The sequence below is a fragment of the Streptomyces sp. NPDC058691 genome (assembly GCF_042714775.1).
Lineage (GTDB): Bacteria > Actinomycetota > Actinomycetes > Streptomycetales > Streptomycetaceae > Actinacidiphila.
The window spans coordinates 72,353-96,194 of the sequence record NZ_JBHXSO010000017.1; the positions used below are offsets into that span (position 1 = coordinate 72,353).

Annotated in this window: 26 protein-coding genes; 7 read left to right on the forward strand and 19 right to left on the reverse strand. The window is 71.7% G+C overall.

Translation table 11 applies throughout. From position 1 onward, the window contains the following. Positions 1-40 precede the first annotated feature (40 nt). From ACFWVC_RS14555 to ACFWVC_RS14580, 6 genes are all read right to left on the reverse strand, one after another. Positions 41-730: a demethylmenaquinone methyltransferase gene (locus ACFWVC_RS14555; RefSeq protein ID WP_384284234.1), complete on the reverse strand. Its 690-nt coding sequence runs from the start codon at positions 728-730 to the stop codon at positions 41-43. A 55-nt stretch (positions 731-785) separates the two neighbouring features. After that, positions 786-1,841 carry a calcium-binding protein gene (locus ACFWVC_RS14560; protein ID WP_384284236.1) on the reverse strand — a complete coding sequence of 352 codons (1,056 nt, stop codon included), beginning with the start codon at positions 1,839-1,841 and terminating at the stop codon, positions 786-788. 62 nt (positions 1,842-1,903) lie between these two features. After that, positions 1,904-2,308, reverse strand: coding sequence for a hypothetical protein (locus tag ACFWVC_RS14565; RefSeq protein WP_384284238.1), 405 nt, complete (start codon positions 2,306-2,308; stop codon positions 1,904-1,906). 19 nt (positions 2,309-2,327) lie between these two features. Further along, positions 2,328-3,527 (reverse strand): cyclic dehypoxanthinyl futalosine synthase, encoded by a 1,200-nt coding sequence (gene mqnC, locus ACFWVC_RS14570; RefSeq protein WP_384284240.1) that lies wholly within the window; start codon positions 3,525-3,527, stop codon positions 2,328-2,330. A gap of 53 nt (positions 3,528-3,580) precedes the next feature. Further along, positions 3,581-5,248 (reverse strand): protein kinase, encoded by a 1,668-nt coding sequence (locus ACFWVC_RS14575; protein WP_384284243.1) that lies wholly within the window; start codon positions 5,246-5,248, stop codon positions 3,581-3,583. Between the two features lie 84 nt (positions 5,249-5,332). Further along, positions 5,333-6,193 carry a menaquinone biosynthetic enzyme MqnA/MqnD family protein gene (locus ACFWVC_RS14580; RefSeq protein ID WP_384284245.1) on the reverse strand — a complete coding sequence of 287 codons (861 nt, stop codon included), beginning with the start codon at positions 6,191-6,193 and terminating at the stop codon, positions 5,333-5,335. A 308-nt stretch (positions 6,194-6,501) separates the two neighbouring features. Between ACFWVC_RS14580 and ACFWVC_RS14585 the strand changes: the two genes are divergently transcribed. Continuing rightward, on the forward strand, positions 6,502-6,705 hold the full coding sequence (locus tag ACFWVC_RS14585; protein WP_018558781.1) for a cold-shock protein: 204 nt from the start codon (positions 6,502-6,504) through the stop codon (positions 6,703-6,705). A gap of 162 nt (positions 6,706-6,867) precedes the next feature. On the opposite strand, the gene ACFWVC_RS14590 is transcribed toward ACFWVC_RS14585, so the two are convergent. From ACFWVC_RS14590 to ACFWVC_RS14610, 5 genes are all read right to left on the reverse strand, one after another. After that, positions 6,868-7,164 carry a DUF4229 domain-containing protein gene (locus ACFWVC_RS14590; RefSeq protein ID WP_384284404.1) on the reverse strand — a complete coding sequence of 99 codons (297 nt, stop codon included), beginning with the start codon at positions 7,162-7,164 and terminating at the stop codon, positions 6,868-6,870. A 113-nt stretch (positions 7,165-7,277) separates the two neighbouring features. Beyond that, on the reverse strand, positions 7,278-7,796 hold the full coding sequence (locus tag ACFWVC_RS14595) for a GNAT family N-acetyltransferase (RefSeq protein WP_384284249.1): 519 nt from the start codon (positions 7,794-7,796) through the stop codon (positions 7,278-7,280). Positions 7,797-7,937: 141 nt separating this feature from the next. Further along, positions 7,938-9,101 (reverse strand): aminofutalosine synthase MqnE, encoded by a 1,164-nt coding sequence (gene mqnE / locus ACFWVC_RS14600; RefSeq protein ID WP_384284253.1) that lies wholly within the window; start codon positions 9,099-9,101, stop codon positions 7,938-7,940. A 66-nt stretch (positions 9,102-9,167) separates the two neighbouring features. After that, positions 9,168-9,623, reverse strand: coding sequence for an Lrp/AsnC family transcriptional regulator (locus ACFWVC_RS14605; RefSeq protein ID WP_319658381.1), 456 nt, complete (start codon positions 9,621-9,623; stop codon positions 9,168-9,170). A gap of 97 nt (positions 9,624-9,720) precedes the next feature. Beyond that, positions 9,721-10,425, reverse strand: coding sequence for a UbiX family flavin prenyltransferase (locus tag ACFWVC_RS14610; RefSeq protein ID WP_384284260.1), 705 nt, complete (start codon positions 10,423-10,425; stop codon positions 9,721-9,723). Between the two features lie 103 nt (positions 10,426-10,528). Here ACFWVC_RS14610 and ACFWVC_RS14615 point away from each other — a divergent pair, with 103 nt between their 5' ends. The 3 genes from ACFWVC_RS14615 (at position 10,529) to ACFWVC_RS14625 (ending at position 13,046) form a co-directional block, all read left to right on the forward strand. Beyond that, complete coding sequence (locus ACFWVC_RS14615; RefSeq protein ID WP_384284265.1) at positions 10,529-11,602, forward strand: hypothetical protein; 1,074 nt, start codon at positions 10,529-10,531, stop codon at positions 11,600-11,602. 202 nt (positions 11,603-11,804) lie between these two features. Continuing rightward, complete coding sequence (locus tag ACFWVC_RS14620; protein ID WP_384284406.1) at positions 11,805-12,341, forward strand: rhomboid family intramembrane serine protease; 537 nt, start codon at positions 11,805-11,807, stop codon at positions 12,339-12,341. 276 nt (positions 12,342-12,617) lie between these two features. After that, a complete protein-coding gene (locus ACFWVC_RS14625; protein ID WP_384284268.1) occupies positions 12,618-13,046 on the forward strand; it encodes a DUF4870 domain-containing protein in 429 nt (142 codons plus the stop codon). 28 nt (positions 13,047-13,074) lie between these two features. Here ACFWVC_RS14625 and mqnP read toward each other — a convergent pair whose 3' ends face one another. Both mqnP and ACFWVC_RS14635 read right to left on the reverse strand, forming a co-directional pair. Beyond that, entirely contained in the window at positions 13,075-13,998 is a 924-nt protein-coding gene (gene mqnP / locus ACFWVC_RS14630) for a menaquinone biosynthesis prenyltransferase MqnP (protein WP_384284270.1), read from the reverse strand. Then, entirely contained in the window at positions 13,995-15,446 is a 1,452-nt protein-coding gene (locus ACFWVC_RS14635) for a menaquinone biosynthesis decarboxylase (RefSeq protein ID WP_384284273.1), read from the reverse strand. The genes mqnP and ACFWVC_RS14635 overlap by 4 nt, the downstream gene beginning before the upstream one ends. An 88-nt stretch (positions 15,447-15,534) precedes the next feature. Between ACFWVC_RS14635 and ACFWVC_RS14640 the strand changes: the two genes are divergently transcribed. From ACFWVC_RS14640 to ACFWVC_RS14650, 3 genes are read left to right on the forward strand one after another with little or no spacing between them, the layout of a single operon-like run. After that, positions 15,535-15,948, forward strand: coding sequence for a PLDc N-terminal domain-containing protein (locus ACFWVC_RS14640; RefSeq protein WP_384284275.1), 414 nt, complete (start codon positions 15,535-15,537; stop codon positions 15,946-15,948). Positions 15,949-15,970: 22 nt separating this feature from the next. Then, on the forward strand, positions 15,971-16,417 hold the full coding sequence (locus ACFWVC_RS14645; protein ID WP_384284277.1) for a nucleoside deaminase: 447 nt from the start codon (positions 15,971-15,973) through the stop codon (positions 16,415-16,417). Further along, the gene (locus ACFWVC_RS14650) at positions 16,414-17,367 is read left to right on the forward strand and encodes an isopenicillin N synthase family dioxygenase (protein ID WP_384284281.1); all 954 of its coding nucleotides are present in this window, start codon (positions 16,414-16,416) and stop codon (positions 17,365-17,367) included. The genes ACFWVC_RS14645 and ACFWVC_RS14650 overlap by 4 nt, the downstream gene beginning before the upstream one ends. A gap of 18 nt (positions 17,368-17,385) precedes the next feature. Here ACFWVC_RS14650 and ccsB read toward each other — a convergent pair whose 3' ends face one another. The 6 genes from ccsB to ACFWVC_RS14680 form a co-directional block, all read right to left on the reverse strand. Then, entirely contained in the window at positions 17,386-18,465 is a 1,080-nt protein-coding gene (ccsB, locus tag ACFWVC_RS14655; RefSeq protein WP_384284285.1) for a c-type cytochrome biogenesis protein CcsB, read from the reverse strand. Further along, positions 18,462-20,210 (reverse strand): cytochrome c biogenesis protein ResB, encoded by a 1,749-nt coding sequence (locus tag ACFWVC_RS14660; protein ID WP_384284289.1) that lies wholly within the window; start codon positions 20,208-20,210, stop codon positions 18,462-18,464. Before ACFWVC_RS14660 ends, ccsB begins: the two co-directional genes overlap by 4 nt. A gap of 3 nt (positions 20,211-20,213) precedes the next feature. Continuing rightward, entirely contained in the window at positions 20,214-20,975 is a 762-nt protein-coding gene (locus ACFWVC_RS14665; protein ID WP_384284292.1) for a cytochrome c biogenesis CcdA family protein, read from the reverse strand. A 1-nt stretch (position 20,976) separates the two neighbouring features. Next, on the reverse strand, positions 20,977-21,588 hold the full coding sequence (locus ACFWVC_RS14670; RefSeq protein WP_384284294.1) for a TlpA family protein disulfide reductase: 612 nt from the start codon (positions 21,586-21,588) through the stop codon (positions 20,977-20,979). 87 nt (positions 21,589-21,675) lie between these two features. Further along, complete coding sequence (locus ACFWVC_RS14675) at positions 21,676-22,248, reverse strand: type 1 glutamine amidotransferase domain-containing protein (protein WP_384284297.1); 573 nt, start codon at positions 22,246-22,248, stop codon at positions 21,676-21,678. Between the two features lie 57 nt (positions 22,249-22,305). Beyond that, positions 22,306-23,622, reverse strand: a complete 1,317-nt coding sequence (locus ACFWVC_RS14680; protein WP_384284301.1) for a hypothetical protein — start codon at positions 23,620-23,622, stop codon at positions 22,306-22,308. Positions 23,623-23,842 lie beyond the last annotated feature (220 nt).

Here is a 23,842-nt window from a genome sequence, read left to right on the forward strand (position 1 = left end):
GGGTCATCGGCGTTGAGAGTCTATGAGGCGGTGCCCCGGGTCAGTGCACCGCCCGGTGCAGCGCCACGATCCCGGCCGACAGGTTGCGCCACGCGACCTGGCGCCAGCCCGCCTTCTGCAGCCGTCCGGCCAGCGCGGGCTGGTCGGGCCAGGAGCGGATCGACTCGGCGAGGTAGACGTACGCGTCGGGGTTGCTGCTGACCGCGCGGGCCACCGGCGGCAGTGCCCGCATCAGGTACTCGGTGTAGACGGTGCGGAACGGCGCCCAGGTGGGGTGGCTGAACTCGCAGATGACGACGCGGCCGCCGGGCCGGGTGACGCGCAGCATCTCGCGCAGCGCCGCGTCGGTGTCATGGACGTTGCGCAGCGCGAAGGAGATGGTGACGGCGTCGAAGACCCCGTCGGCGAAGGGCAGTCGCGTCGCGTCGCCCGCGGTGAGCGGCAGCGAGGGGTGCCGGCGCTTGCCCTCGCGCAGCATGCCGAGCGAGAAGTCGCAGGGCACGACGCTCGCCCCGGCCTGCACGAAGGGCAGCGAGGAGGTGCCCGTGCCGGCGCCGAGGTCCAGCACCCGCTCGCCGGGGCGCACGTCCAGGGCCTGCGCGACGGTCTTGCGCCAGCGCCGGTCCTGCCCGAGCGAGAGCACGTCGTTGGTCAGGTCGTAGTTGGCGGCGACGTCGTCGAACATCGCGGCGACTTCGTGCGGCTGCTTGTCCAGGGAGGCTCGGGTCACGCCCCCATTGTTCACCCGGCGGCCCCGGGCCCCGCGCAGGGGCCCGGGGGAACCGTCACGGGATGCCGAGCGACGTCTCGCAGTCGTCGGCGCGGTCGCGGGTGCCTGCCTCGCCGTCGCAGACGTCGCGGTCGGCTCCGCCGTCGATCCGGTCCTCGCCGGGGCCGGCCCGGACGACGTCGTCACCGGGACCGGCCACGAGCAGGTCGCGGCCCCCGGCCGTGCCGTTGCTTGCGTTCCTGGCGACATTGGTGTTGTCCCCGAAGACCGTGTCACGGCCGCTGTGCCCGGTGATCACATCGTCGCCCGCCGAGGTGACGTGATCGCCGGAGTTGTCCCCGATCAGGGTCTCGTCGGCGGCGCCGCCGATGATCCGGTCGTCGCCGGAACCCGCCGCGGTACGGCCCTGGCTGACGGAGTAGTTGTCGCCGACGACCGCGAATCCGCCGTCGGCGCCGAGGTCGAGCAGGTCGTCCCCGCCACTGCCGACGGCGTTGAACAGGGCGAAGCTGTCGCCGACGAGGCGGTCCGCGCCGGGCCCGCCCTTCAGGACGTCGTCGCCCGCTCCGAAGGCGTTGCCGGTGTCGGCGGCGGAGTCGCCGGTCATCAGGTCGTCGCCGGGACCGCCGTCCATGCGGTCGGCGCCGCCGCCGAAGGCGTCGCCCGCGGTGGCGCTGTTGTCGCCCGCCGCGCGGTCGTCGCCCTCCCCCAGGATCAGCAGGTCGTCGCCTTGGCCGACGGCGTCGCCGCTGTCGGTGAACAGGTCGCCGGCCGCCAGGTCGTCGCCCGCGCCGGTGGCGATGCTGTCGTTCCCGGGGCCGCCGCTGACCCGGTCGTTCCCGGCGAGGGCGCAGATGCGGTCGTCGCCGCCCCCGCCGTCGATGCGGTCGGCCCCGGCGGAGCCGACGATGACGTCGTCGCCCGGAGTGCCCAGGATGCCGCCGGAGCCGGTGATCGTCGGCACGCGGCCGAAGCACAACGCCGCCCCCGCTGAGGGCGCCTCGCCGACGGCGGCCGCGGGAAGGGCCACGAGGGCGATCGCCGCGAGCACGGCGACCACCGGGGCCGCGAGGCGGCCGGATATGACGCGGGATAGTGATATGTCCGGCATGACCGGAACCTAAGCGACGGCCTGTCAGCCGGCCACCGGTGTACGGCGGCCGGGTGACCGCCTCACGCCCTGCGGTACAGCAGCCGTCCCCCGACGACCGTGGCGAGGCAGGCGCCGCTCCCGTCGACGACGGCGAAGTCCGCCCGCGCACCCGGGGCCGGCTCCGGTGCCCGGCGCGCGGGCAGCAGCCCGCTGCGGTCCAGCGCGGAGCGCAGCGCGGGGTCGTCGGGAACGGCCGCCACGGCCGTCACACCGCAGCGCAGCAGCGCGTGCACCCGCTCCCGCGGGCTCGGCGCCTCGGGCAGCGCACCCTGGTGGGTCAGGCCGGGCCGCAGCGTGCCTGGCCAGGATCTGACCCGGGCCGCCGGATGGCTCGCGCGCAGCGCGGTGAGCGGGCCGACGGCGGCGATGGTGCCGCCGTCGACCACCAGGGCCGCGCCGTCCGCGCCCGCATGGATCGTCAGCATCGCGGACCGCGGGCGCCGGTCAGGAGGTGCTGATCAGCTTGAGCTCGGGGTGCGCCGTGCCGCCCTCGATGGCGGTCGACGACAGGTGCGAGACGACGTGGTCGTCGACCGGGTCGTTCGCCGGGTCGTCGTGGACCACCAGGTGCTCGTACGTGGTGGCGCGCTGGGCCGGGACCCGGCCGGCGGCGCGGATCAGGTGGATCAGCTCCATGCGGTTCGAGCGGTGCTTGGCACCGGCCGAGGAGACGACGTTCTCCTCCAGCATCACCGAGCCGAGGTCGTCGGCGCCGTAGTGCAGCGACAGCTGGCCGACCTCCTTGCCGGTGGTGAGCCAGGAGCCCTGGATGTGGGCGACGTTGTCCAGGAAGAGCCGGGCGATCGCGATGATCCGCAGGTACTCGAAGAGCGTGGCCTGCGTGCGGCCCTTCAAGTGGTTGTTCTCCGGCTGGTAGGTGTACGGGATGAAGGCGCGGAAGCCGCCCGTACGGTCCTGGACGTCGCGGATCATCCGCAGGTGCTCGATGCGCTCGGCGTTGGTCTCGCCGGTGCCCATGAGCATCGTGGAGGTGGACTCCACGCCCAGGTTGTGCGCGGTCTCCATGATCTCCAGCCAGCGCTCGCCGCTCTCCTTGAGAGGGGCGATCACCTTGCGCGGCCGCGCGGGCAGCAGTTCGGCGCCGGCGCCCGCGAAGGAGTCCAGGCCGGCCGCGTGGATGCGGGTGATGGCCTCGTCCACCGACACCTTGGAGATCCGGGCCATGTGCTCGACCTCGGAGGCTCCGAGCGAGTGGATGACCAACTGGGGGAAGGCCTGCTTGATGGCGCTGAAGTGCTTCTCGTAGTACTCGACGCCGTAGTCCGGGTGGTGGCCGCCCTGGAACATGATCTGGGTGCCGCCGAGTTCGACGGTCTCCGCGCAGCGGCGCAGGATGTCGTCCAGGTCGCGGGTCCAGCCCTTGGCGGTGTCCTTGGGCGCGGCGTAGAAGGCGCAGAACTTGCAGGCCGTCACGCAGACGTTGGTGTAGTTGATGTTGCGCTCGATGATGTACGTCGCGATGTGCTCGACGCCCGCGTAGCGACGGCGGCGCACCGCGTCCGCGGCGGCGCCGAGTGCGTGCAGGGGTGCGGAGCGGTAGAGGTCGAGCGCCTCCTCGGGGGTGATGCGGCCACCGTCGGCGGCACGGTCGAGGACGGACTGCAGGTCGGCGTTCTCGCTCACCGGGCATCCCTTCCGAGGGGTTGTGACGGACGCGCTCAGCCTACGCCAGGGGTTCAGCCGCCCTGCTTGGTGAGGTCGCCTTCAGGGTTCCCGGCCAGGGAGTCGCCCGACTGGTAGTGCAGCGAGCCGTCCTCGTTGAGGGTGAAGCGCTCGTCGGCGGAGCCGTCCGAACACACCCCGGGGTGCGGGTTGGTGCCGCCGCTGGTGTCCAGGACGATCCACCGCTCGGTGGACGTGGCGAGCTTCCACTGCCCGCCGCAGTCGTAGGTCTCCCCCAGCAGCGACAGCACGCTCTTGTCACGGCCGACCACCGCGCCGACCTTGCCCTCGGTGATCGTGATCTCGAAGGAGCCGGGGACACCGTGGGCGGTGACGGTGTCGCCCTTCCATGTGCCCGCGAAGGCCGCGGGCAGCGCCGCCAGCCGCGGCGCCGAGGGGGTCGCCGAGCCGTGCGACGGCGACTCCGGCCCCGACGAGGTGGCGGACCGCGAGGGCGTCGGACTCCCGCCGCCCTTGCCCTGGTCGTCGTCCGCGCCGCGGTCGTGGAGCACGAGCGCCAGCGTCACCGCCGCCGCGACCAGCACGATGCCGGCGCCCGCCAGCGACGCCGCCCGTCCCGCACCGCGCCGGGACACGGCCGGGGTGGTGACCGGCGGCGGCGTGGCGGCGAACGAGGACGGCACCGCGTCGTGCGGCTCGGTCAGCCGCGGCGGCGGGCCGAAGGTGCCGTACGAGGGGTGGGAGCCGTACGAGGAGCCCGTACCGCCCGTGCTGCTGCCCGTGCCATTGCCGTTGCCGCTGCCCAGCGCGCCGGGCGGTGGCGTCGGCTCCAGGTCCAGCAGCTCCACCGCCTGGCGGCCGAGGCGCTCCGTCAGCGCCGCGGGCAGCCATCCGCCGCGCACCAGAGAGGCGGCCCCGCCCTCCGGCGCGAGCAGGGCGCCGAGCTGACGGGGCGTGGGACGCGCCGCGGGGTCCTTGGCCAGACAGGACTCGGCGACACCGCGCAGCCCGGCGGGCATGCCGTCGAGCTCGGGCTCCTCGTGGGCGACCTTGTACAGCAGCACGGCCGCGCTGTCACCGGGGAAGGGGCCCTGTCCGGTCGCGGCGAAGACGATCACCGCGCCGAGGGCGAAGATGTCGGCGGCCGGGCCGGTCGGGCGGCCGGTGACCTGCTCGGGCGCCATGTAGCCGGGCGAGCCGACGACCACGCCCTTGCTGGTGAGCGCGGCGGTGGCGTCCATGGCGCGGGCGATGCCGAAGTCGATGAGCACCGGGCCGTCCAGTGACAGCAGCACGTTGGACGGCTTGATGTCGCGGTGCACCAGGCCCCGCCCGTGCACCTCCTCCAGCGCCTCGGCGAGCCCCGCGCCCAGCGCGCGTACGCCGTCCTCCGGCAGCGGCCCGAAGGTCCGCACCGCGTCGGACAGCGCGGGTCCCGCGACATAGCGGGTGGCCACCCACGGCACCGGGGAGTCGGTGTCCGCGTCGAGCACCGGGGCGCTCCAGGCGCCGCCGACCCGGCGCGCCGCCTCCACCTCGCGCTGGAAGCGGGTGCGGAACTCCAGGTCGTCCGCGAGTTCCGAGCGGACCACCTTCACGGCCACCGTGCGGCCGCCCGGGCTGCGCCCGAGGTAGACCCGGCCCATGCCGCCGGCCCCGAGCCGGCCGAGCAGCCGGTAGGGACCGATCGCCGTGGGGTCGTTCGCCTGCAGGGGTTGCATCTGCGCGCCTCTCGCGGTGCGGAAGGTCGAAGAACAACGGGAGTTCCCCGGATACGCCGGGCAACCTACGGGAAGCCGGTGAAATCAGAGAAGGTGTACCCGTGCCCGGGGCGGGAACCCCACGCGGCGGGCGAACTCGGCGATCCCGGTCAGCTGGTCCGGGCCGAGGGAGAAGTCCAGCGTGGTGAAGTAGCGCTGCAGCGTGTCCGCGTCGAAGGACTCCCAGCGGGCGGCCTGTTCGGCGACCTTGGCCACCTCCTCCATGCTCAGGTCGCGGGAGGCGAGGAAGGCCCGGTGCACCTCGCTCACCGCTTCGGGGTGCGCGGCCAGGTAGTCCCGGCGTGCGGCCCAGACGGCGAAGACGAAGGGCAGCCCGGTCCACTCCTTCCACATCAGGCCGAGGTCGTGGACCTCCAGGCCGAGCCGCGGCGCGTCGTGCAGGGAGGCGCGCAGCGCGGCGTCCCCGATCAGGACGGCGGCCTGCGCCTCCTGCATCATCAGCGACAGGTCCGGCGGGCAGGTGTAGTAGTCGGGCTCGACCTTGTACTGCTCGGCGAGCAGCAGCTCCGCGAGTCGCACGGACGTGCGGCTGGTGGAACCCAGGGCGACCCGGGCGCCGTCGAGGCTGCCGAGCGGGACCTGGCTCACGATGACGCAGGACATGACGGGGCCGTCGCAGCCGACGGCGATGTCCGGGAGGGCGACGAGCTCGTCGCTGTGGCGCAGGTACTCCATGAGCGTGATCGGGCCGACGTCGAGATCGCCGGACACGAGCTGGGCGCTCAGCTTCTCGGGGGTGTCCTTGGTGAGCTCCAGGTCCAGCAGGGCACCCGTTCGGGCCAACCCCCAGTAAAGAGGTACGCAATTCAGGAACTGGATGTGCCCGACGCGAGGCCGGGTCCGGCGCTCACCACCGGCGGAGGGAAGAGGCGCAGATTTATCCACATCAGGAGGCTAGACCCCCGCCCCGGCGATCTTTCGCCGGGGCCCACCGGGGTGTCGCCGCGGACACCGCCCGGGGGCCACGGGTTCACCCCGCGTTCGATCTTTAGGCGGTCCGGGTGAATGGGGATCTTGTTGCTCTTCCCCGCCGAGGATCCCCCGTGCTACTGTCGTCGCAAGTTGCAGTTTGGTTTCCCTTGCAGTACAAAGCCTGCGGAGCATGTGACCGCGGGCTTTTGTAGTTTTCAGACTTCTTGCGGTTAGCAGGGCAGGTTCTGGAGCAGGGCAACCCTTTGGCCCAAGGAGGGCTTATGGCTACCGGAACCGTCAAGTGGTTCAACGCCGAGAAGGGCTTCGGCTTCATCGCCCAGGACGGCGGCGGCCCCGATGTCTTCGTCCACTACTCCGCGATCAACGCCAGCGGCTTCCGCTCGCTGGAGGAGAACCAGGCGGTGACCTTCGACGTCACCCAGGGCCCGAAGGGCCCGCAGGCGGAGAACGTCGTCCCCGCCTAATTGCGGAGAGACGTGTAGTACCCGATTAGCAGTACCCAAGGAGCCCCGCGCGGTGTGCGGGGCTCCTGCCTTTTCCGGCGGTGCCCGCCGCCCGACAGAATGCGGGCAGGGGTCAGGCGTGCGCGAGAAGCGCTCCGCGGAGCCGGGCCGGCGGCCGCGGTGTCAGCCGCGGGTCGCCGCGCGCGAGGCGTCGTCCGCCTCGTCCTCCACGGCGGCGCTGGCGGCGAGATTGGCCCGCGTGCGCTCCACCCGGGCGGAGACCTGCACGGAGGCCTGCTCGCGCAGTCCGCGCAGCACGACGAAGCTGAGCGGCGCGCTGATCACGAGCGCCAGCAGCATGACCCACAGCAGGTTGGAGTCACCGAGGCCGGCCGGCAGGACGTGGACGTAGACCAGGCCCCAGATGGCGAGGAAACAGGCCGCGAAGAGGCCGAGGCGCATCAGGGTGTAGCGCAGCATGGGACTCGGCTTCCAGCTCACGGCGATGCCACTTCCTTCGGTGTGTTCGGCGGTCCGGCCCTCGGGACGTACCGGACGTACTCGCCCACCAGTGAAGCACGCGCCTTCCGCGCTCAGAGCAGCGGGAGCCACATCGTCAGCTCGTCCCTGTCGTCACCTGCGGCGACGCGGATCGCCCCGGGCGTCCGGCCGACCTCCTTGTAGCCGACGGAGGCGTAGAAGCGGTCCAGGCCCATGCCGCTGCGGCAGGTGAGCCGCAGCCCCTCCAGGCCGAGGTCGCGCGCCGCGCGCTCGGCCTCGCGCAGCAACTCCGCGCCCTGGCCCCGGCCCTGCTGGGCGGGGTCGACCATGACGGTGTAGAGCCAGGCCCAATGCCGCATCAGACGGTGGGTGTTGAGGGTCAGGAAGGCCGTCGCGGCCAGGCGTCCGTCCTCGAATCCGGCGATCAGATGCGCCCGGCCCTCGGATATCGCCTCGCAGCGCGCCTGCGCCTGCGGGGCCACGTCACCGGCGGTGACGGGGGCCACGAAGCCGACGGCGCCACCGGCGTTGGTGACGTCCGTCCAGAGGGTGACGAGCTGGTTCCGCAGATCGGTCGTGAGCTCGGGGTCGAGGGCGAAGCGCAGTGCCATGGCGAAAACTGTAGGGACCCGCACTGACGGGGTCTGAAGGCGGTCCGGACTCCGGGCGACATCCATATGAAGCGCGGGCCCCGGTCTCCCCGGGACCCGCTGCCCTCCACGCGGTGCGCGGAGGGCGGAGCGCCGTACGGGTCAGAAGCGCATCGGCTGCGGCGACTCCCGGCGCGCGGCGTCCGGGCCCGGGTACTCGCGGATGATCTCGTAGCGGGTGTTGCGCTCGACCGGGCGGAAGCCCGCGTCTGTGATGAGCTCCAGCAGGTCGTCGCGGGTGAGCTTGTTCGGCGTGCCGTAGTTGTCGGCGTCGTGAGTAATCTTGTACTCGACGACCGAGCCGTCCATGTCGTCCGCGCCGTGCTGCAGCGCCAGCTGCGCGGTCTGCACGCCGTGCATGACCCAGAACACCTTCACGTGCGGCACGTTGTCGAAGAGCAGCCGGGAGACCGCGAAGGTCTTCAGCGCGTCGGCGCCGGAGGCCATGGTGGTGCGCGCCTGAAGGGTGTTGCGGATCTTGCCGTCCTTCAGGTCGACGAAGTCGTGCTGGTAGCGCAGCGGGATGAAGACCTGGAAGCCGCCGGTCTCGTCCTGGAGCTCGCGCAGGCGCAGCACGTGGTCCACCCGGTGCCGGGGCTCCTCGATGTGCCCGTACAGCATGGTGCACGGGGTCTTGAGGCCCTTCTCGTGCGCCAGGCGGTGGATGCGCGACCAGTCCTCCCAGTGGGTGCGGTGGTCGACGATGTGCTGCCGGACCTCCCAGTCGAAGATCTCGGCGCCGCCGCCGGTCAGCGACTCCAGGCCGGCCTCGATCAGCTCGTCCAGGATCTCGCTCGCGCTCAGCCCGGAGATCGTCTCGAAGTGGTGGATCTCGGTGGCGGTGAACGCCTTCAGGGAGACGTTCGGCAGCGCCTCCTTGAGCGCCTTCAGCGAGCGCGGGTAGTAGCGCCACGGAAGGGTGGGGTGCAGGCCGTTGACGATGTGGAGCTCGGTGAGGTTGTCCCCCTCCATCTCCTTGGCGAGCCGCACGGCCTCCTCGATGCGCATCGTGTACGCGTCCTTCTCCCCCGGCTTGCGCTGGAAGGAGCAGTAGGCGCAGGAGGCCGTGCACACGTTGGTCATGTTGAGGTGGCGGTTGACGTTGAAGTGGACGACGTCGCCGTTCTTCCGCGTCCGCACGTGGTGGGCGAGACCGCCCAGCCAGGCGAGGTCGTCGGACTCGTAGAGGGCGATGCCGTCCTCACGGGTCAGCCGCTCACCCGCGTGGACCTTCTCCTCCAGCTCCCGCTTGAGCCCAGCGTCCATGCCTCGCCTCGCCTCCACACTTCCTCGACCGGCCTCGGCCGGCAGACAACCCGCTCGACCTTACGCCTACATGGTCTCGGGCAGTTCCCCGACCCGGTTCTCCCACTTCGTGGACAGCACGATGGTGGTGCGGGTGCGCGCGACGCCCTTGGTGCCGGACAGACGGCGGATGGTGTGCTCCAGGCCGTCCACGTCGGGGACGCGGACCTTGAGCATGTAGGAGTCGTCTCCGGCGATGAACCAGCAGTCCTCGATCTCGTCGAGATCGCGCAGCCGGGTGGCCACGTCCTCGTGGTCCGCGGCGTCGCTCAGCTGCAGGCCGACCAGGGCGGTGACGCCGAGGCCGAGAGCGGCGGGATGGATGGTGGCCCGGTAGCCGGTGATCACACCGGCCTGCTCCAGGCGGTTGATCCGGTCGGTGACGCTGGGGCCTGACAGGCCCACCAGCCGGCCCAGCTCGGCGTACGAGGCCCGGCCGTTCTCACGGAGGGCCTGGATGAGCTGCCTGTCCACCGCGTCCATCAGACTGGACCCCTTCATTCATGCCGTGATTGCGCTGTCAGGACAAGAATCTAAGGCATCGGCGGGCATGTGCCTTGCGCATCAATCCACGGGAACCTCATCCGCCGTCATCCGCCTCCAGGGTCCCGGCGATCCCGGCAGCCCGCGCGGCTCCCAGCTCCCCCTCCCAGCGGCGGTAGAGCTTGTGCGGCACCCCGGCGGCGTCCAGCACCCGCCCGGCGACGAAGTCGACCAGGTCCTGGATGTGGCGGGCGCCCGCGTAGAACGCCGGTGACGCGGGCAGCACCACGGCGCCCGCCTCGTCGAGGGCGACCAGGTGCCGGAGGGTCTGCCCGCCGAGCGGGGTCTCCCGCACGGCGACGACCAGCCGCCGCCGCTCCTTCAGGGTGACACTCGCCGCACGCTGCAGCAGGTCCTTGGAGAGCCCCAGCGCCACCCCGGCCACGCAGGCGGTGCTCGCCGGGACGATCAGCATGCCCTTGACGGGGTAGGAACCCGAGCTCGGTCCGGCGGCCAGATCCCCGGCGGCCCAATGGCGCACTCGGGTGAGGTCGGCCTCGAAGCGGTCCGGGGTGCCGTCGGCGCCGCGGGCCAGCCAGCGCGACAGGTCCTCGCGCCAGTGGCCGTCGCGGAACGGCGCCCCGGTCTCGTCCAGCACCGTGAGCCGCGCGGCCCGGCTGACCACCAGGTCGACGGCCTCGCCGGCCTGCAGCAGCGCGCGGATCACAGCGGCCGCGTACGGCGTCCCGGAGGCACCGGAGACCCCGACCACCCAGGGCGTCCCGCGCCCGCTGTCGTCCATACGGCGAGCCTATCCGGCCCCTCGTACAACCTTCCGGCCGGCTCACGCGTCAGTGAGGTGTTCATGTAACGACCAAGGGGTTGGGGAGAACACCATCAACGCCATGCGCAAGGGCATCGCCGCCGCCGGCTGCGCCGCCTTCATCGCCACCACCGCCGCCGCGTGCGGCACCGCCGGGAACCTGAGCGCCGGTGCCAAGGTCCAGCAGGCGCTGGACCGGCTCGGCGAGCAGAAGGCCGCCGCGCTGTCCGTCGGCTTCGACGGCGGCGAGCAGCAGATCTGGTCCGCGCTGAAGGGCGAGGACGGCTTCACTCAGGAGGACGCGAAGCTGCTCGCCGGCCTCGACGTCTCGCTCTCCATGAGCGCCACCAAGCCGCTGAAGGACATCAAGGGGAACGACGCCGCCTCGGTGGCGCTGCGGGTCTCGCTCGGCCAGGGCAAGGACCTGGTGGAGGTCCGCAGCCTCGCCGGCAAGAAGACCTACCTGCGGGTGGATCTGCGGCAGTTCATGTCGATCGCCGAAGACCTCGGCACCAAGCAGGACAAGTCCGACATGAAGGAGTTCCAGCAGTTCCTCGACGCGGCCGACGGCCTGCCCTCCTCGTACAAGTCGGTGAAGGACGCGCTCGGCGGCAAGTGGGTCTCCGTGGACCTCAAGGCCTTCGAGGAGTTCTCCAAGAGCATGGCCAAGGACAGCCCGGCGGGCTCGCCCCTCCCGGACACCTCGGCGCTGGACGCCAAGACGCAGGCGCGGATCACCAAGGCACTGCGCGAGGCGCTGGAGAACAACGCGAAGTTCGCCGACGCCGGGAGCAAGGACGGCGCCGACCACGTCAAGGTCACCGTGCCCGCCGGGAAGACGGCGGACGCGCTCGCCAAGGCCCTGGAGCCCGTGGCGGACCAGCTGCCGGACGGGTTCTCGCCCGCCGACCTGGAGAAGGTGCCCGACAAGGACGTCACCTTGGACGTCGCCGTCAAGGACGGCGCGCTGTCCGGGATCACCCTCGACCTCGACCAGTTCGACACGGGTGACGAGATCCACGGCGCGCTGCCGCTGACCGTCGGCTTCGCCTCCGACGCCGGAACCGTCGCCGCCCCGGCGGGGGCCACCCCGCTCAACCCGCAGGACGTCATGGGCGCCGTGATGCAGCTCATGATGGGCGGAATGGACGCGTAAGGCGCGGAACCGCCACGGACGCCGGAGTCGTTGTCTACCGTGAGGGAAGTCTGGCTGGACAGACGGACGGTGGAGAACCACGAGGGGGGATCCTGTGGCGTACGAACCCATCGCCGGCCACGACGCCGGTGACGCCCGGCACGGCGCCCGCAGCGGCGCCGTGCCGGGCCCGGGTGTCCGGGCCCGCACCGCGGGGGCGATCATGCTCACGTGGGTGGGGCTGCTCTGGCTGATCGAGTCGGTCGACGTCATGACCGGCCACGCGCTGGACACCTTCGGCATCGTGCCGCGCGAGCCCGCGGAGTTGCGGGACATCGTCCCGGCGGCCTTCATCCACTTCGGCTTCGACCATGTCGCCGCCAACAGCGTCCCGTTGCTGGTGCTGGGGTTCCTGGCGGCGCTGCGCGGCACCCGCCGCTTCCTGAGCGTGGCCTTCGTCATCATCCTGAGCAGCGGCCTGGGCGTCTGGCTGGTCGCGCCGCCGCACACCAACACCGCGGGCGCGTCCGGGCTGGTCTTCGGTCTCTTCGGCTACCTGCTGGTGCGCGGCTTCGTGGACCGGCGGCTGATCGACATCGCGGTCGGCCTGGTCGTCGCGGTGGTCTACGGCTCGATCCTGTGGGGCGTGCTGCCCACCGCGCAGGGCGTGTCCTGGCAGGGCCATCTCTTCGGCCTGGCGGGCGGGGTGGCGGCCGCGTTCCTGTTCCGGGACCGCCCTGCCGACGGCTTGATCAGATGAGGCCGTAGGATCCCGGGAAACTCGATCACTGGGGGGCGGTCACGCATGACCGATTTCAGCAAGCACGAAGGCATACCGCCGCAGGACGCGGCACCTCAGGGGCCGCCTCAAGGGCCCCCGCAGGGCCCGCCCCCGCCCGGACCCGGCGCGGGACCGTTCCCCCCGCCGCCCCCGCCGTACGGCCACCCCGGCCCCGGGCCCGGCTGGGCGGGCGCCCCGGGCTACCCGCCCCCGTTCCCGTTCCCGCCGCCGATGCGGCCGCCGACCGGGCCGGCGATGTGGACGCACCTGAGCGCCCTGATCACGATCGTCGTGGGCTCCAGCGTCTGCTGCCTCGGCTGGGCGCTGAGCTGGGTCCCGCCGCTGATCATCCGCGGCAACGAGCAGAACAAGTACGACCCGTTCATCCGCCACCACGCCGCGCAGGCGATGAACTTCGGCATCACCGCCGCCGTGACCGTCCTGCTGGGCGGCATCGGCTACGCCGGCGGCATCGGTGGGATGATCTGGCACGGCGAGGACGGCGGCCCGATCGCCGTGCCCATCGCCGGCTTCGGTCTGCTCGGGCTGTGCGCGATCCACATGCTGATAGGAATCATCTTCTGCGCCATCGGCGCCGGCAAGGCCAACAGCGGCCAGTGGTGGCGCTATCCGCGATTCGTCGCGCTGCCCTTCCTCAAGTCTGAGCAGGGCGAGCAGGTCTGACAGTCCCGGGGTCCCGGGGGTCCGGCGCTCAGACGCCGAGCCCCCGGACCAGCAGGTCCAGCAGCGCGCACACGAACAGCGCCATGCCGATGAAGCCGTTGACCGTGAAGAAGGCCCGGTTGAGCCGGCTGAGGTCGCCGGGCTTGACGATGCTGTGCTCGTAGACGAAGGCGCCGCCGACGATCAGCATGCCGACCCACCAGAAGGCGCCGGCGCCGACGGCCAGTCCGTACCAGACCAGCAGCACGGTGGTCACCACGTGGCTGACGCGCGCGCCGTACAGCGCGCCGTCGATGCCGAACCGGGCCGGCACCGAGCGCACTCCGTGGGCGCGGTCGGCGGCGACGTCCTGGCAGGCGAAGATCAGGTCGAAGCCGCCGATCCAGACGCCGACCGCCAGGCCGAGGATGACCGCGTCCCACGACCACGAGCCGGAGACCGCGAGCCAGGCGCCCACCGGGCCCATGGCCTGGGCGAGTCCGAGGATCGCGTGCGGGTAGTCCGTGAACCGCTTGCCGTACGGGTAGACCACCATCGGGATCACCGCGATCGGCGCGAGCGCCAGACAGAGCGGGTTGAGCAGCGCGGCCGCGCCGAGGAAGAACACCACGGCGATCAGCGCGCCGGTCCACGCGGAGCGCACGGAGACGGTGCCGGTGACCAGTTCGCGTCCCGCGGTGCGCGGATTGCGGGCGTCGATCTCGCGGTCGATGATCCGGTTGCAGGCCATCGCGAAGGTGCGCAGACCCACCATGGCGACCGTGATCAGGAAGAGCTGCCACCAGTGCACGGTGCGGTCCTGCGCGAACATCGCGCTGAGCGCGGCGATGTAGGCGAAGGGCAGCGCGAAGACCGAGTGCTCGATCATCACCAGCCGCAGGAACGCGCGGACTTTGCCGTCGGGCCGGGGCGAGGGGCCGAAAAGGTCCGGGGTCGCGGATTCCGCGCTCACAGGCCGTACTCCTTCCACCGGCGGTCGACCTTCGCGGCGGTCTCCGGGTCGGAGAGCACCATCTCGGGCCAGCCGCCGTCGCGGGTGTAGCCCTCCTCGGGCAGCTTCCGGGTCGCGTCGATGCCCGCCTTGCCGCCCCAGAACTGCTGGTAGGAGGCGTGGTCGAGATGGTCCACGGGACCTTCGACGACCGACAGGTCGCGGGCGTAGTCGGTGTTGCCCAGCGCCCGCCAGGCGACCTCGTGCAGGTCGTGCACATCGCAGTCGGCGTCGACCACGACGATCAGCTTGGTCAGCGACATCATGTGCGCGCCCCAGACGGCGTGCATCACCTTCTGGGCGTGCTTGGGGTACTTCTTGTCGATGGAGATGATCGCGCAGTTGTGGAAGCCGCCCGCCTCGGGCAGGTGGTAGTCCACGATGTCCGGCACGATGATCTTCAGCAGCGGCAGGAAGAAGCGCTCGGTGGCCCGGCCCAGCGGGCCGTCCTCGGTCGGCGGCCGGCCGACCACGATGGACTGCAGCAGCGGCCGCTTGCGCATCGTCACGCAGTCGATGGTCAGCGCGGGGAAGGGCTCCTGCGGGGTGTAGAAGCCGGTGTGGTCGCCGAACGGCCCCTCGGGCAGCGTCTTCCCGGGCTCCAGCCAGCCCTCCAGGACCACCTCGGCATGGGCGGGAACCTGGAGCGGGACCGTCTTGCAGTCGACCATCTCGACACGCTTACCCCCGACGAAGCCCGCGAAAAGGTACTCGTCGATGTCGCCGGGGAGCGGGGCGGTCGAGGCGTACGTCACGGCGGGCGGGCAGCCGAAGGCGATGGCGACCGGCAGCCGCTCGCCGCGCCGCTGGGCCACCTGGTAGTGGTTGCGGCTGTCCTTGTGGATCTGCCAGTGCATGCCGATGGTGCGGCGGTCGTGCCGCTGCAGCCGGTACAGGCCGAGGTTGCGGACGCCGCTCTCGGGGTCCTTGGTGTGCGTCAGGCCGAGGTTGAAGAAGGAGCCGCCGTCCTCGGGCCAGGTGAACAGCGCGGGCAGCGCGTCGAGGTCGACGTCGTCGCCGGTGAGCACGACCTCCTGGACGGGCGCGTCCTTCACCTTCTTCGGCGGGACGTGGGTCATCCCGGCGAGCTTGCCGAACGCCTCGCGCACCCCGACGAAGCCGTGCGGCAGCTCCGGCTTGAGCAGCCCGCCGATGCGGTCGCTGATGTCCGCGTAGGACGTCAGGCCGAGCGACTTCAGCAGCCGGCGGTCGGTGCCGTACACGTTCATCGCCAGGGGCATCGAGGAGCCCTTGACGTTCTCGAACAGCAGCGCCGGGCCGCCCGCCTTGTTCACCCGGTCGACGATCTCCCCGACCTCCAGGTACGGGTCGACCTCGGCGGTGACGCGTCTGAGGTCGCCGTCCTTCTCCAGGGCCCTCAGCAGCGAGCGAAGATCGTCGTAAGCCATGCGGTCCAGTATCCGGTACGCACTACTCTTGACCCGTCACCGGGGCCCCGTCACGCCCCGCCGTCGCTGCCTGGGGGGCATTCCCGCGATGATCCGGCTTCTCCCGTTCCTGCTGGTGCTGGCGTTGATGATCTACGCCTTCATCGACTGCCTCAACACTCCCGAGGAGCAGGTCCGCGGCCTCCCCAAGGTCGTGTGGATCATCATCATCCTGCTCTTCGGCGAGATCCTGGTCGGCCCGGTCGTCTGGCTGGTCGCGGGCAAGCACCGCACCGCGCCGGACGGCGGCAGCACGCCCGCGGAGTGGCACCGCAACCACCGCACGCAGTGGGTCGCCCCCGACGACAACCCGCAGTTCCTCCACTCGCTCCGCGAGGAGAACAAGCGGGACGAGCAGTTGCTGAAGAGCTGGGAGGCCGACCTGCGCCGCCGCGAGGAGGAACTGCGGCGCCGTGAGAACGGCTCCGGCGGCACGCAGGACGAAACCCCGCCCCGCGGCTGATCCCTGCGGGACACTGGCCGTCATGGACACCGCACAGGCGATGCTCGCGACGGCCGTCGCCGAGGCCCGCGCCGGCCTCGCGGAGGGCGGCATCCCCATCGGCGCCGCCCTGTACGCGGCGGACGGCCGCACGGTCCTGGGCCGCGGCCACAACCGCCGCGTGCAGGACGGCGACCCGTCGGCGCACGGCGAGACGGCGGCCTTCCGCGCGGCCGGGCGGCAGCGCACCTACCGCGGCACGACCATGGTGACCACGCTGTCGCCCTGCTGGTACTGCAGCGGCCTGGTGCGGCAGTTCGGGATCTCCCGGGTGGTCATCGGCGAGGCCCGCACCTTCCACGGCGGCCACGACTGGCTGGCCGGGCACGGTGTGGAGATCGTCCTGCTGGACGACCCCGAATGCGCCGCCCTGATGACGGAGTTCATCGCGGGCCGCCCCGAGCTGTGGAACGAGGACATCGGCGCGTGATCCCCACCATCGACCTCGGCCCCTGGCTCACCGGCGACGCCGCCGCCCGCGCCCGCGTCGCCCACACCGTCGACGAGGCCCTGTGCACCGCGGGCTTCCTGCTGGTCACCGGGCACGGCGTGGATCCGGGGCTGCGCGCCGCCATCCGGGAGTCGGCGCGCGGCTTCTTCGTGCTGCCCGCCGCCGCCAAGCAGCCGTACGCGGTGAGGGTCGGCGGCCGCGGCTGGCTGGGACCGGGCGCGGAGGCCAACGGCTACGCGGAGGGCACCGCGACCCCGCCGGACCTCAAGGAGTCGTGGTCCTTCGCGGCCGAGGAACCCACCGGAGACCCGGCCGTGGACGCCGAATGGTTCCTGCCCAACGTCTGGCCGTCCCAGGTCCCCGGGCTGCGGCCGCTGGTGACGGAGTACATGGCGCGGATGCGCGAGCTGTCGGACCGGCTGCTGGAACTGCTGGCCGCCGCGCTGGACGCGTCGCCGGACTTCTTCACCCGGCACACCGGACATCCCACCTGGGGCCTGAACCTCAACTGGTACCCCGGCAGGGAGGTCGTCGGGGAGCCGGCGCCCGGTCAGTTCCGGATCGGCCCGCACACCGACTTCGGCACGGTCACCGTGCTCGACCGCCAGCAGGGCAGGGGCGGTCTGCAGGTCCACACCGACGCCGGCGGCTGGCAGGACGCCCCGTGGCACCCGGACGCGTTCACCGTCAACATCGGCGATCTGATGGCCCGCTGGACCGGCGACCGCTGGCGTTCCGGGCGGCACCGCGTGCTCCCTCCGCCGGCCGACGCGCCGGCGGAGGAGCTGATGTCGCTGGTGTGGTTCTACGAGTGCGACCCGGGCACCCGGGTCGCGTCGCTGCCCGCGCCCGTCGGCCGGGTCGCGTACGAGCCGGTGGACTCGCACACGTACCTGAGGGCCAAGCTGGACGCGATCGGCCTGGACTGAGTGAGCCCCGAAGGGGGCTCAGACGCCGGCGTAGGAGTGCTTGCCGGTGATGAAGATGTTCACGCCGTAGTAGTTGAACAGGAAGCACGCGAAGGCGAGCAGCGCCAGGTAGGCGGCCTTGCGGCCCTTCCACCCCGCGGTGGCGCGGGCGTGCAGGTAGCACGCGTAGACGACCCAGGTGATGAAGGACCAGGTCTCCTTGGGGTCCCAGCCCCAGTAGCGGCCCCAGGCGGCCTCGGCCCAGATCGCGCCCGCGATGATCGTGAAGGTCCACAGCGGGAAGACCATGGCGTTGACCCGGTACGCGAACTTGTCCAGGCTCGCGGCGGTGGGCAGGCGGTACATGATGCCCGCCCAGGTGCCCTCGGCCTTGCCCGAGGCCGCGAGCGCGGTCTCGTAGTGGTCCCGGAAGAGGTAGAGCAGCGTGGCGACCGCGCCCAGGTAGAACACCGCTCCGGAGATGATCGCGCAGGAGACGTGGATCCACAGCCAGTAGGAGTGCAGGGCGGGAACCAGCTGGTCGCTGTCGGTGTAGAGGACGGAGACGGCGAGGCCCAGGTCGAGGAGGACCGAGGTGGTCAGGATGAGCCCGATCCAGCGGACCTTCTTGCCCAGGGCGAGCAGCACGAGGTACGCGGTGACCGCGACGGCGCCGAAGGTCGTCGAGAACTCGTACATGTTGCCCCAGGGGGCGCGCTGCACCGACACCGCGCGGGCGACGACACCGCCCACGTGCAGCGCCCAGGCCAAGGCGGTGAGGGAGATCGCCATCCGGCCGTAGGTGTCCCCCTGCCGGTCACCGCCGGCGGCACCGGGGCCGTCGGCGAAGCCGCGGTCGCTGGTGGAGGCGCGGGTGACGACCGTGGGCCGCTGGAGGGTGGTGGTGCCGCCGCCCTTGACGGTCACGGTGACCGCGGGCCGGGCCGCGGCGGGTTCGGCGGCGAGCGCGGCGGAGGTCCTGGCGACCTTGCTGCGGCTGCCGAAGACCCACTCCGCGATGTAGGCGAGGAAGGCCAGCGTGTAGACCGCCATCGCCGAGTAGATCAGGTAGTTGCTGATATGGGCGACGTTCTCGTTGACCGCGGCAGCGATGGTCACGCGCGCGCTCCTTCGTCATCGGGCAGGGGTTCTTCTGAGGATTCCGGGTCCGCCGCGGGCAGCAGCGGTGCCGTGGACGTGAGGTCGGCGGCCAGGTCGCCGAGTTCGTCGGCGATCCGCACCGACTCGCTGCGGCCGAGCCCGGCGAGTTCGACGACGGTCACGCCGTCCGCGCCGCGCACCGCCCGTACCCACACGCGGCGGCGCTGGATGAACAGCGATCCGGCCAGGCCGAGGATGGCGGAGACGGCGCTGACCAGCGCCCAGCCGTTGCCGACCTGATGGGAGACCTGGAAGCTGGCCCAGGTCTTGACGCCGTCGAAGGTGAGCGTGCCGTCGCCGTTCGGCAGGGTCAGGGTCTCGCCCGCCTTCATGGCCTTGCGGACGATCTCCCCGTTGCCGTCCTTGAACTGCTTCATGTTGGTCGTGTCGAGCTGGTACACGTTCTGCGGCAGGCCGGCGTCCACGCCCAGGTCCCCGTAGTAGGCGGTGAGGACGAGCGCCGGGTAGTCCAGGGCGGGGAACGTGGAGTGCGGGCCCTGGGTGGCGTTCAGCCCGAAGGTCGGGGTGAACAGGCCGCTGAAGCCGTACTGGATCCGCTTGTCCGCGTGGTTGCGGGCGTCCATCACCTTGATCACGCCGGACGAGGTGAGGTTGCCGTCCTGCGGCAGGAAGGGCACCGGGCCCTGGAAGACCACGTTGCCCTTGCCGTCCTTGACGGTGACGGAGGGCGCGTAGCCGTGGCCGATCAGGTAGACCTTCGAACCGCCGATCTCCAGCGGCTTGTTGACCTCGATCGCCGACGGGGTCCGCTTGCCGTCCACACTCGTCCAGTAGTGGATGTTGGCGCGGAAGGTGCGCGGGGTGCCCTTCTCGGGGCCGGTGCGGGCGTACGAGGCGTCGAAGCCGTCCAGCTTGAAGCCGAAGGTCGCCAGGTCGTCGGCGTTGTAGAAGGTGCCGGGCTTGAAGTCGTCGTACTGGGTGAGGGTGTTGTTGAAGCCGTCACCCTCGACGATCAGTTTGCCGCCCTCGGCCTTGAACAGCCCGCCCACCGCGAAGGCGATCAGCAGCCCGAACAGGGCGATGTGGAAGAGCAGGTTGCCGGCCTCGCGCAGATAGCCCTTCTCCGAGGCGACCGCGGAGTCCGTCACCCGGGTCCGGAACCGCCGGCCGCGCAGGACCCGCCGAGCTGCCGCGAGCACCTCGTCCGGCCCGGTCTCGGTGCGCCAGGTCGCGTACGCCGGGAGCCGGGTGAGGTTGCGCGGCGCGAGCGGGGGCTTGGCCCGCAGCTGGCCGACGAACTGCCAGCTGCGCGGCACGATGCAGCCGGCGAGCGAGACGAAGAGCAGGATGTAGATCGCCGAGAACCACACCGAGCTGTAGACATGGAACAGCCCGAGCTTCTCGTACAGCGGCGTCACCGTGGTGTGCGCGTCCTTGAAGTCCTGGGCCTTGACCTCGTCGACGCTGGTCTGCGGGACCAGGGAGCCGGGGATCGCGGCCAGCGACAGCAGGAAGAGCAGCACCAGCGCGACCCGCATCGAGGTCAGCTGCCGCCACGTCCAGCGCAGCCAGCCCCACACCTCGCGGAGGGTCCAGCCCAGGCCGCCGGCGAAGCCCGGCCCGCGCACGCCGCCGAAGGAGCCCGGCACGATCTCGCCGAGTTCCTCGACGGGCGCGGTGGACAGCTGGGCGCCGGCGGCCGCGAGGTCGGTGCCCGCGTCGGTGGTGTCTTTGGAGCTCATGGATCAGATCCCTGGGGTGAAGCCGGTCGACCAGATCTGCATCTGGTAGACGATGTGGTCCCACACGCCGGTGACGAGCAGGACGCCGACCGCGACAAGCATCGCGCCGCCGGCCCGCATGACCCACACATAGTGGCGCTTGACCCAGCCGAAGGCACCGAGGGCGCGGCGGAAGGCGACGGCCGCCACTATGAACGGCAGCCCGAGGCCGACGCAGTAGGCGGCGGTGAGCAGGGCCCCGCGCCCGGCGCTGGCCTCGTTGAAGGCGAGCGCGTTGACGGCGGCCAGCGTCGGGCCGATGCAGGGGGTCCAGCCGATACCGAAGAGCACGCCGAGCAGCGGCGCGCCCGCCAGCCCCATCGTCGGTCTGCGGTGGAAGCGGAACTCGCGCTGGGTGATGCCGCCGACCAGGCCCATGAAGGCCAGTCCGAGGACGATGGTGAGCGCGCCGAGCACCTTGGTGATGACGGCCTTGTGCTCCTGCAGCGTCCAGCCGAAGTTGCCGAACAGCGCGCCGCCGGAGACGAAGACGGCGGTGAAGCCGATGACGAACAGCGAGGCCCCGGCGAGCATCCGCCCGCGCCGCGCTTCGGCGAGGTCGCTGCCGGTGACACCGGTCACGTACGACAGGTAGCCGGGGACGAGCGGCAGCACACAGGGCGAGAAGAAGGAGACCAGGCCCCCGAGCAGCGCGACCGGTACGGCGGCGAGCAAGGCGCCGTTGAGCACGGTCTGGTTGACGTCGCCTGCGGCGAGTGCGCTCACGTCACTTCTCCGCGACCACCGGGTCGAGCGCCTTGTGCAACTCCCCGGCGCTCAGCTCCTTCAGGGCGCGCACCGCGATCTTCCCCTGCCGGTCCAGGATCAGGGTGGAGGGGATGGCCTGCGGGTTGACACTGCCCTTGGGGAACCGCAGCAGGAGGTCGCCGGCCGGGTCGTACAGGCTCGGGAAGGGGATGTCGAACTCCTTCTCGAAGGCCTTGGCCTGCGCGGTCTGCAGATCACGGGTGTTGATCCCGACGAACTCCACGCCCTGCGACTTCGTCTGCCGCGCCACCTCGGCCAGGTGCGGCGCCTCCGCCCGGCAGGGCGGGCACCACGAGCCCCAGATGTTGACGACGACGACCTTGCCCTTGTAGTCGGCGAGGCTGAGCTGCGCGCCGTCGACGGTCTTGCCGCTCAGCTCGGGAGCGGCCGTGCGGTGGCCCTGCTCGATCGTGGAGATCTCACCGGTGCCGCCGACGTAGTTCTTGCCGCCACCGCCCTGCGGGGCCGTGGAGGTCGAGCAGGCCGTGGCGGCCAGCGCGAACGCGGCCGCGCCGGCCAGTGCCGCGGCGCCGCGGAGCAAGCGGCGACGGGAGGCGCGCGTAGGACTCATGTGAAAAGTTTCGCATGTGGTCCCGAGCGATCTTACGCACCCCCGACACCTTTGCCGAAAGCGGCGAATGCCCCGTATAAACGGCGCCTAATCACGGCCCGGCGTGTGTTCGGCGAACGCCGCGACGAACGCCGCCTCGAAGGCCTTGAGGTCGTCGGGCCTGCGGCTGGTCACCAGGACGTTGGAGCCGGCGGCGTCCACCACGACCTCCTGGTCGAGCCAGGTGCCGCCCGCGTTGGTGATGTCGGTGCACAGGCTGGGCCAGGAGGTGAGGGTGCGTCCGCGGACCGCGCCCGCCTCGATCAGCAGCCAGGGCGCGTGGCAGATCGCGGCGACCGGACGCCCCTCGTCGAAGAAGTCCTTGGCGAAGCGGACGGCGTCGGGGTCCAGGCGCAGGGAGTCGGGGTTGGCGACCCCGCCGGGGAGCACGAGGCCGTCGAAGTCCACCGAGGCCACCTCTTCGAGCGTGTCGTCCACGGGGAAGGTGCCGGCCTTGTCCAGGTGGTCGAAGGCCTGGACGGTGCCGTGCACGCCGGAGACGAGCCGCGGGGTGCCGCCGGCCTCCCGCACGGCCCGCCACGGGCTGGTCAGTTCGATCTGCTCGACGCCCTCGGCGGCGACGAGGAAGGCGATCTTCCTGCCCTGCAGCGGTGCGCTCATGGGATGCCTTTCGGTCTTCGGTGTCCGGTCGTCAATCGGGAACCGTTCGCGGGTGGTTCAGGGGAGGGCCGGGGCGGCCCCCGGAGACGGCTGCGTCCCGTCCCGCGGGTCGCCTTCCCCGACCGGATCGGACGAAACGGACCCCCCGTCCCGTGCGGAGGAACGTTCCTGCGCCAGGAACCGCCGCCAACCGCCGGGCGGCGGCCGGCCCGGCCCGAGCGTGCGCAGCTTCGCCAGCACCGCCGGGTCCTGGACGTCCAGCCAGTCCACGAACTGCCGGAAGGACACCAGGCGTACGTCGTCGTGCGCGGCGATCCGCCGAAGCGCGTCCTCGACGGCGTCCATGTAGATGCCGCCGTTCCACCGCTCGAAGTGGTTGCCGATGAACAGCGGCGCCCGGTTGGTCTCGTACGCCCGCAGGAAGCCGGAGAGGTAGGCGTCCCGCGCCTGCCGCTCCCACACCGGGTAGTTGGCGGGGTTGCCGCGGGTGGAGTTCGCCGACTGGTTGGCGAGCATGTTGTAGTCCATCGACAGGACCTCGAAGGAGTGCCCCGGGAAGGGCACCGACTGCAGCGGCAGGTTCCACATCCCCTGCAAGGTGCCCGGCCACATCTGCAGCCCGCCCGGCGCGCTCGCGTCGTACCGCCAGCCGAGCCGCGCGGCGGTGGGCAGCAGGCCGTCCCGGCCGAGCAGGCAGGGGGTGCGGCCGCCGGTCAGCTCCCTGCGGTAGTCGAAGGGCAGGGCGGGCAGGTCGTCGAAGCCGGTGTTGGTGCGCCAGGTCTCCACGAACGAGACCGCCTGCTCGATCTCGCTGCGCCAGTCCGCCGGGGTCCAGCGCCCCACGGAGCCGGGGCCGGCGCAGAAGTGGCCGTTGAAGTGTGTGCCGATCTCATGGCCCTCCAGCCAGGCCAGCCGCACCTGTTCCAGGGTGGCGCGCACATGGGCGTCGGAGAGGTAGCCGATGGCGGAGGCGCCGACGGGGTTGTTCGGGGGCCGGTACAGGTGCTTCTTGGACTCGGGGAGCAGGTAGATCCCGGAGAGGAAGAAGGTCATCTTCGCGCCGTGGTCGGCGGCGACCCTGCGGAAGCGGGAGAAGAGGCCGTCGTCGAGTTCGCCGGCGCCGTCCCAGGAGAACACCACGAACTGCGGGGGGCGCCGCCCCGGCTCCAGCCGCTCCGGGGCCGGCTGGTGCGGCTGCGGGCCGGTGTCGGAGGTCGAGCCGTCCCCGATCGGGCGGGCCGTGCGCGCGGCGTCCGTGGGCCGCGGGCCCGGCAGGCGACCGCCCTCGGCGTGATCTCTGCCACATCCGGCCAGGCCCGCCACGGCGGCCCCGGCCGCCAGACCCAGCACTCCGCGCCGGCTGATCTCCCGCATTCCGGCCCCAATCCCGTGCGTGCGTCGGCCTCATCGCACTGGGTGCCATGGCGGAGGGGCGGCGTCCTGCGTCGCACGACGGATTCACCGGGAAAGCGCAGTGATTCGGCCACGGTGGCGGCGCTCCGGTTGCGGACCGGAGCGAAGGGTGAACGGGCCGGCGCGGCCCGTCGAAGGGGGGTGGGGGCGGGCGGCCGGGGCCCCGGGGGGGGCGCCGGCC

Coding starts and splice junctions, on each gene's coding strand:
- ACFWVC_RS14585 (WP_018558781.1), top strand. CDS start 6,502: ATGGCTACCGGAACCGTCAAGTGGTTCAACGCCGAGAAGGGCTTCGGC.
- ACFWVC_RS14620 (WP_384284406.1), top strand. CDS start 11,805: ATGCTCACGTGGGTGGGGCTGCTCTGGCTGATCGAGTCGGTCGACGTC.
- ACFWVC_RS14640 (WP_384284275.1), top strand. CDS start 15,535: ATGATCCGGCTTCTCCCGTTCCTGCTGGTGCTGGCGTTGATGATCTAC.
- ACFWVC_RS14590 (WP_384284404.1), bottom strand. CDS start 7,164: ATGCTGCGCTACACCCTGATGCGCCTCGGCCTCTTCGCGGCCTGTTTC.
- ACFWVC_RS14660 (WP_384284289.1), bottom strand. CDS start 20,210: ATGAGCTCCAAAGACACCACCGACGCGGGCACCGACCTCGCGGCCGCC.
- ACFWVC_RS14635 (WP_384284273.1), bottom strand. CDS start 15,446: ATGGCTTACGACGATCTTCGCTCGCTGCTGAGGGCCCTGGAGAAGGAC.
- ACFWVC_RS14680 (WP_384284301.1), bottom strand. CDS start 23,622: ATGCGGGAGATCAGCCGGCGCGGAGTGCTGGGTCTGGCGGCCGGGGCC.
- ACFWVC_RS14565 (WP_384284238.1), bottom strand. CDS start 2,308: ATGCTGACGATCCATGCGGGCGCGGACGGCGCGGCCCTGGTGGTCGAC.
- ACFWVC_RS14615 (WP_384284265.1), top strand. CDS start 10,529: ATGCGCAAGGGCATCGCCGCCGCCGGCTGCGCCGCCTTCATCGCCACC.
- ACFWVC_RS14560 (WP_384284236.1), bottom strand. CDS start 1,841: ATGCCGGACATATCACTATCCCGCGTCATATCCGGCCGCCTCGCGGCC.
- ACFWVC_RS14670 (WP_384284294.1), bottom strand. CDS start 21,588: ATGAGTCCTACGCGCGCCTCCCGTCGCCGCTTGCTCCGCGGCGCCGCG.
- ACFWVC_RS14645 (WP_384284277.1), top strand. CDS start 15,971: ATGGACACCGCACAGGCGATGCTCGCGACGGCCGTCGCCGAGGCCCGC.
- ACFWVC_RS14610 (WP_384284260.1), bottom strand. CDS start 10,425: ATGGACGACAGCGGGCGCGGGACGCCCTGGGTGGTCGGGGTCTCCGGT.
- ACFWVC_RS14575 (WP_384284243.1), bottom strand. CDS start 5,248: ATGCAACCCCTGCAGGCGAACGACCCCACGGCGATCGGTCCCTACCGG.
- ACFWVC_RS14595 (WP_384284249.1), bottom strand. CDS start 7,796: ATGGCACTGCGCTTCGCCCTCGACCCCGAGCTCACGACCGATCTGCGG.
- mqnE (WP_384284253.1), bottom strand. CDS start 9,101: ATGGACGCTGGGCTCAAGCGGGAGCTGGAGGAGAAGGTCCACGCGGGT.
- ACFWVC_RS14625 (WP_384284268.1), top strand. CDS start 12,618: ATGTGGACGCACCTGAGCGCCCTGATCACGATCGTCGTGGGCTCCAGC.
- ACFWVC_RS14675 (WP_384284297.1), bottom strand. CDS start 22,248: ATGAGCGCACCGCTGCAGGGCAGGAAGATCGCCTTCCTCGTCGCCGCC.
- ACFWVC_RS14605 (WP_319658381.1), bottom strand. CDS start 9,623: ATGGACGCGGTGGACAGGCAGCTCATCCAGGCCCTCCGTGAGAACGGC.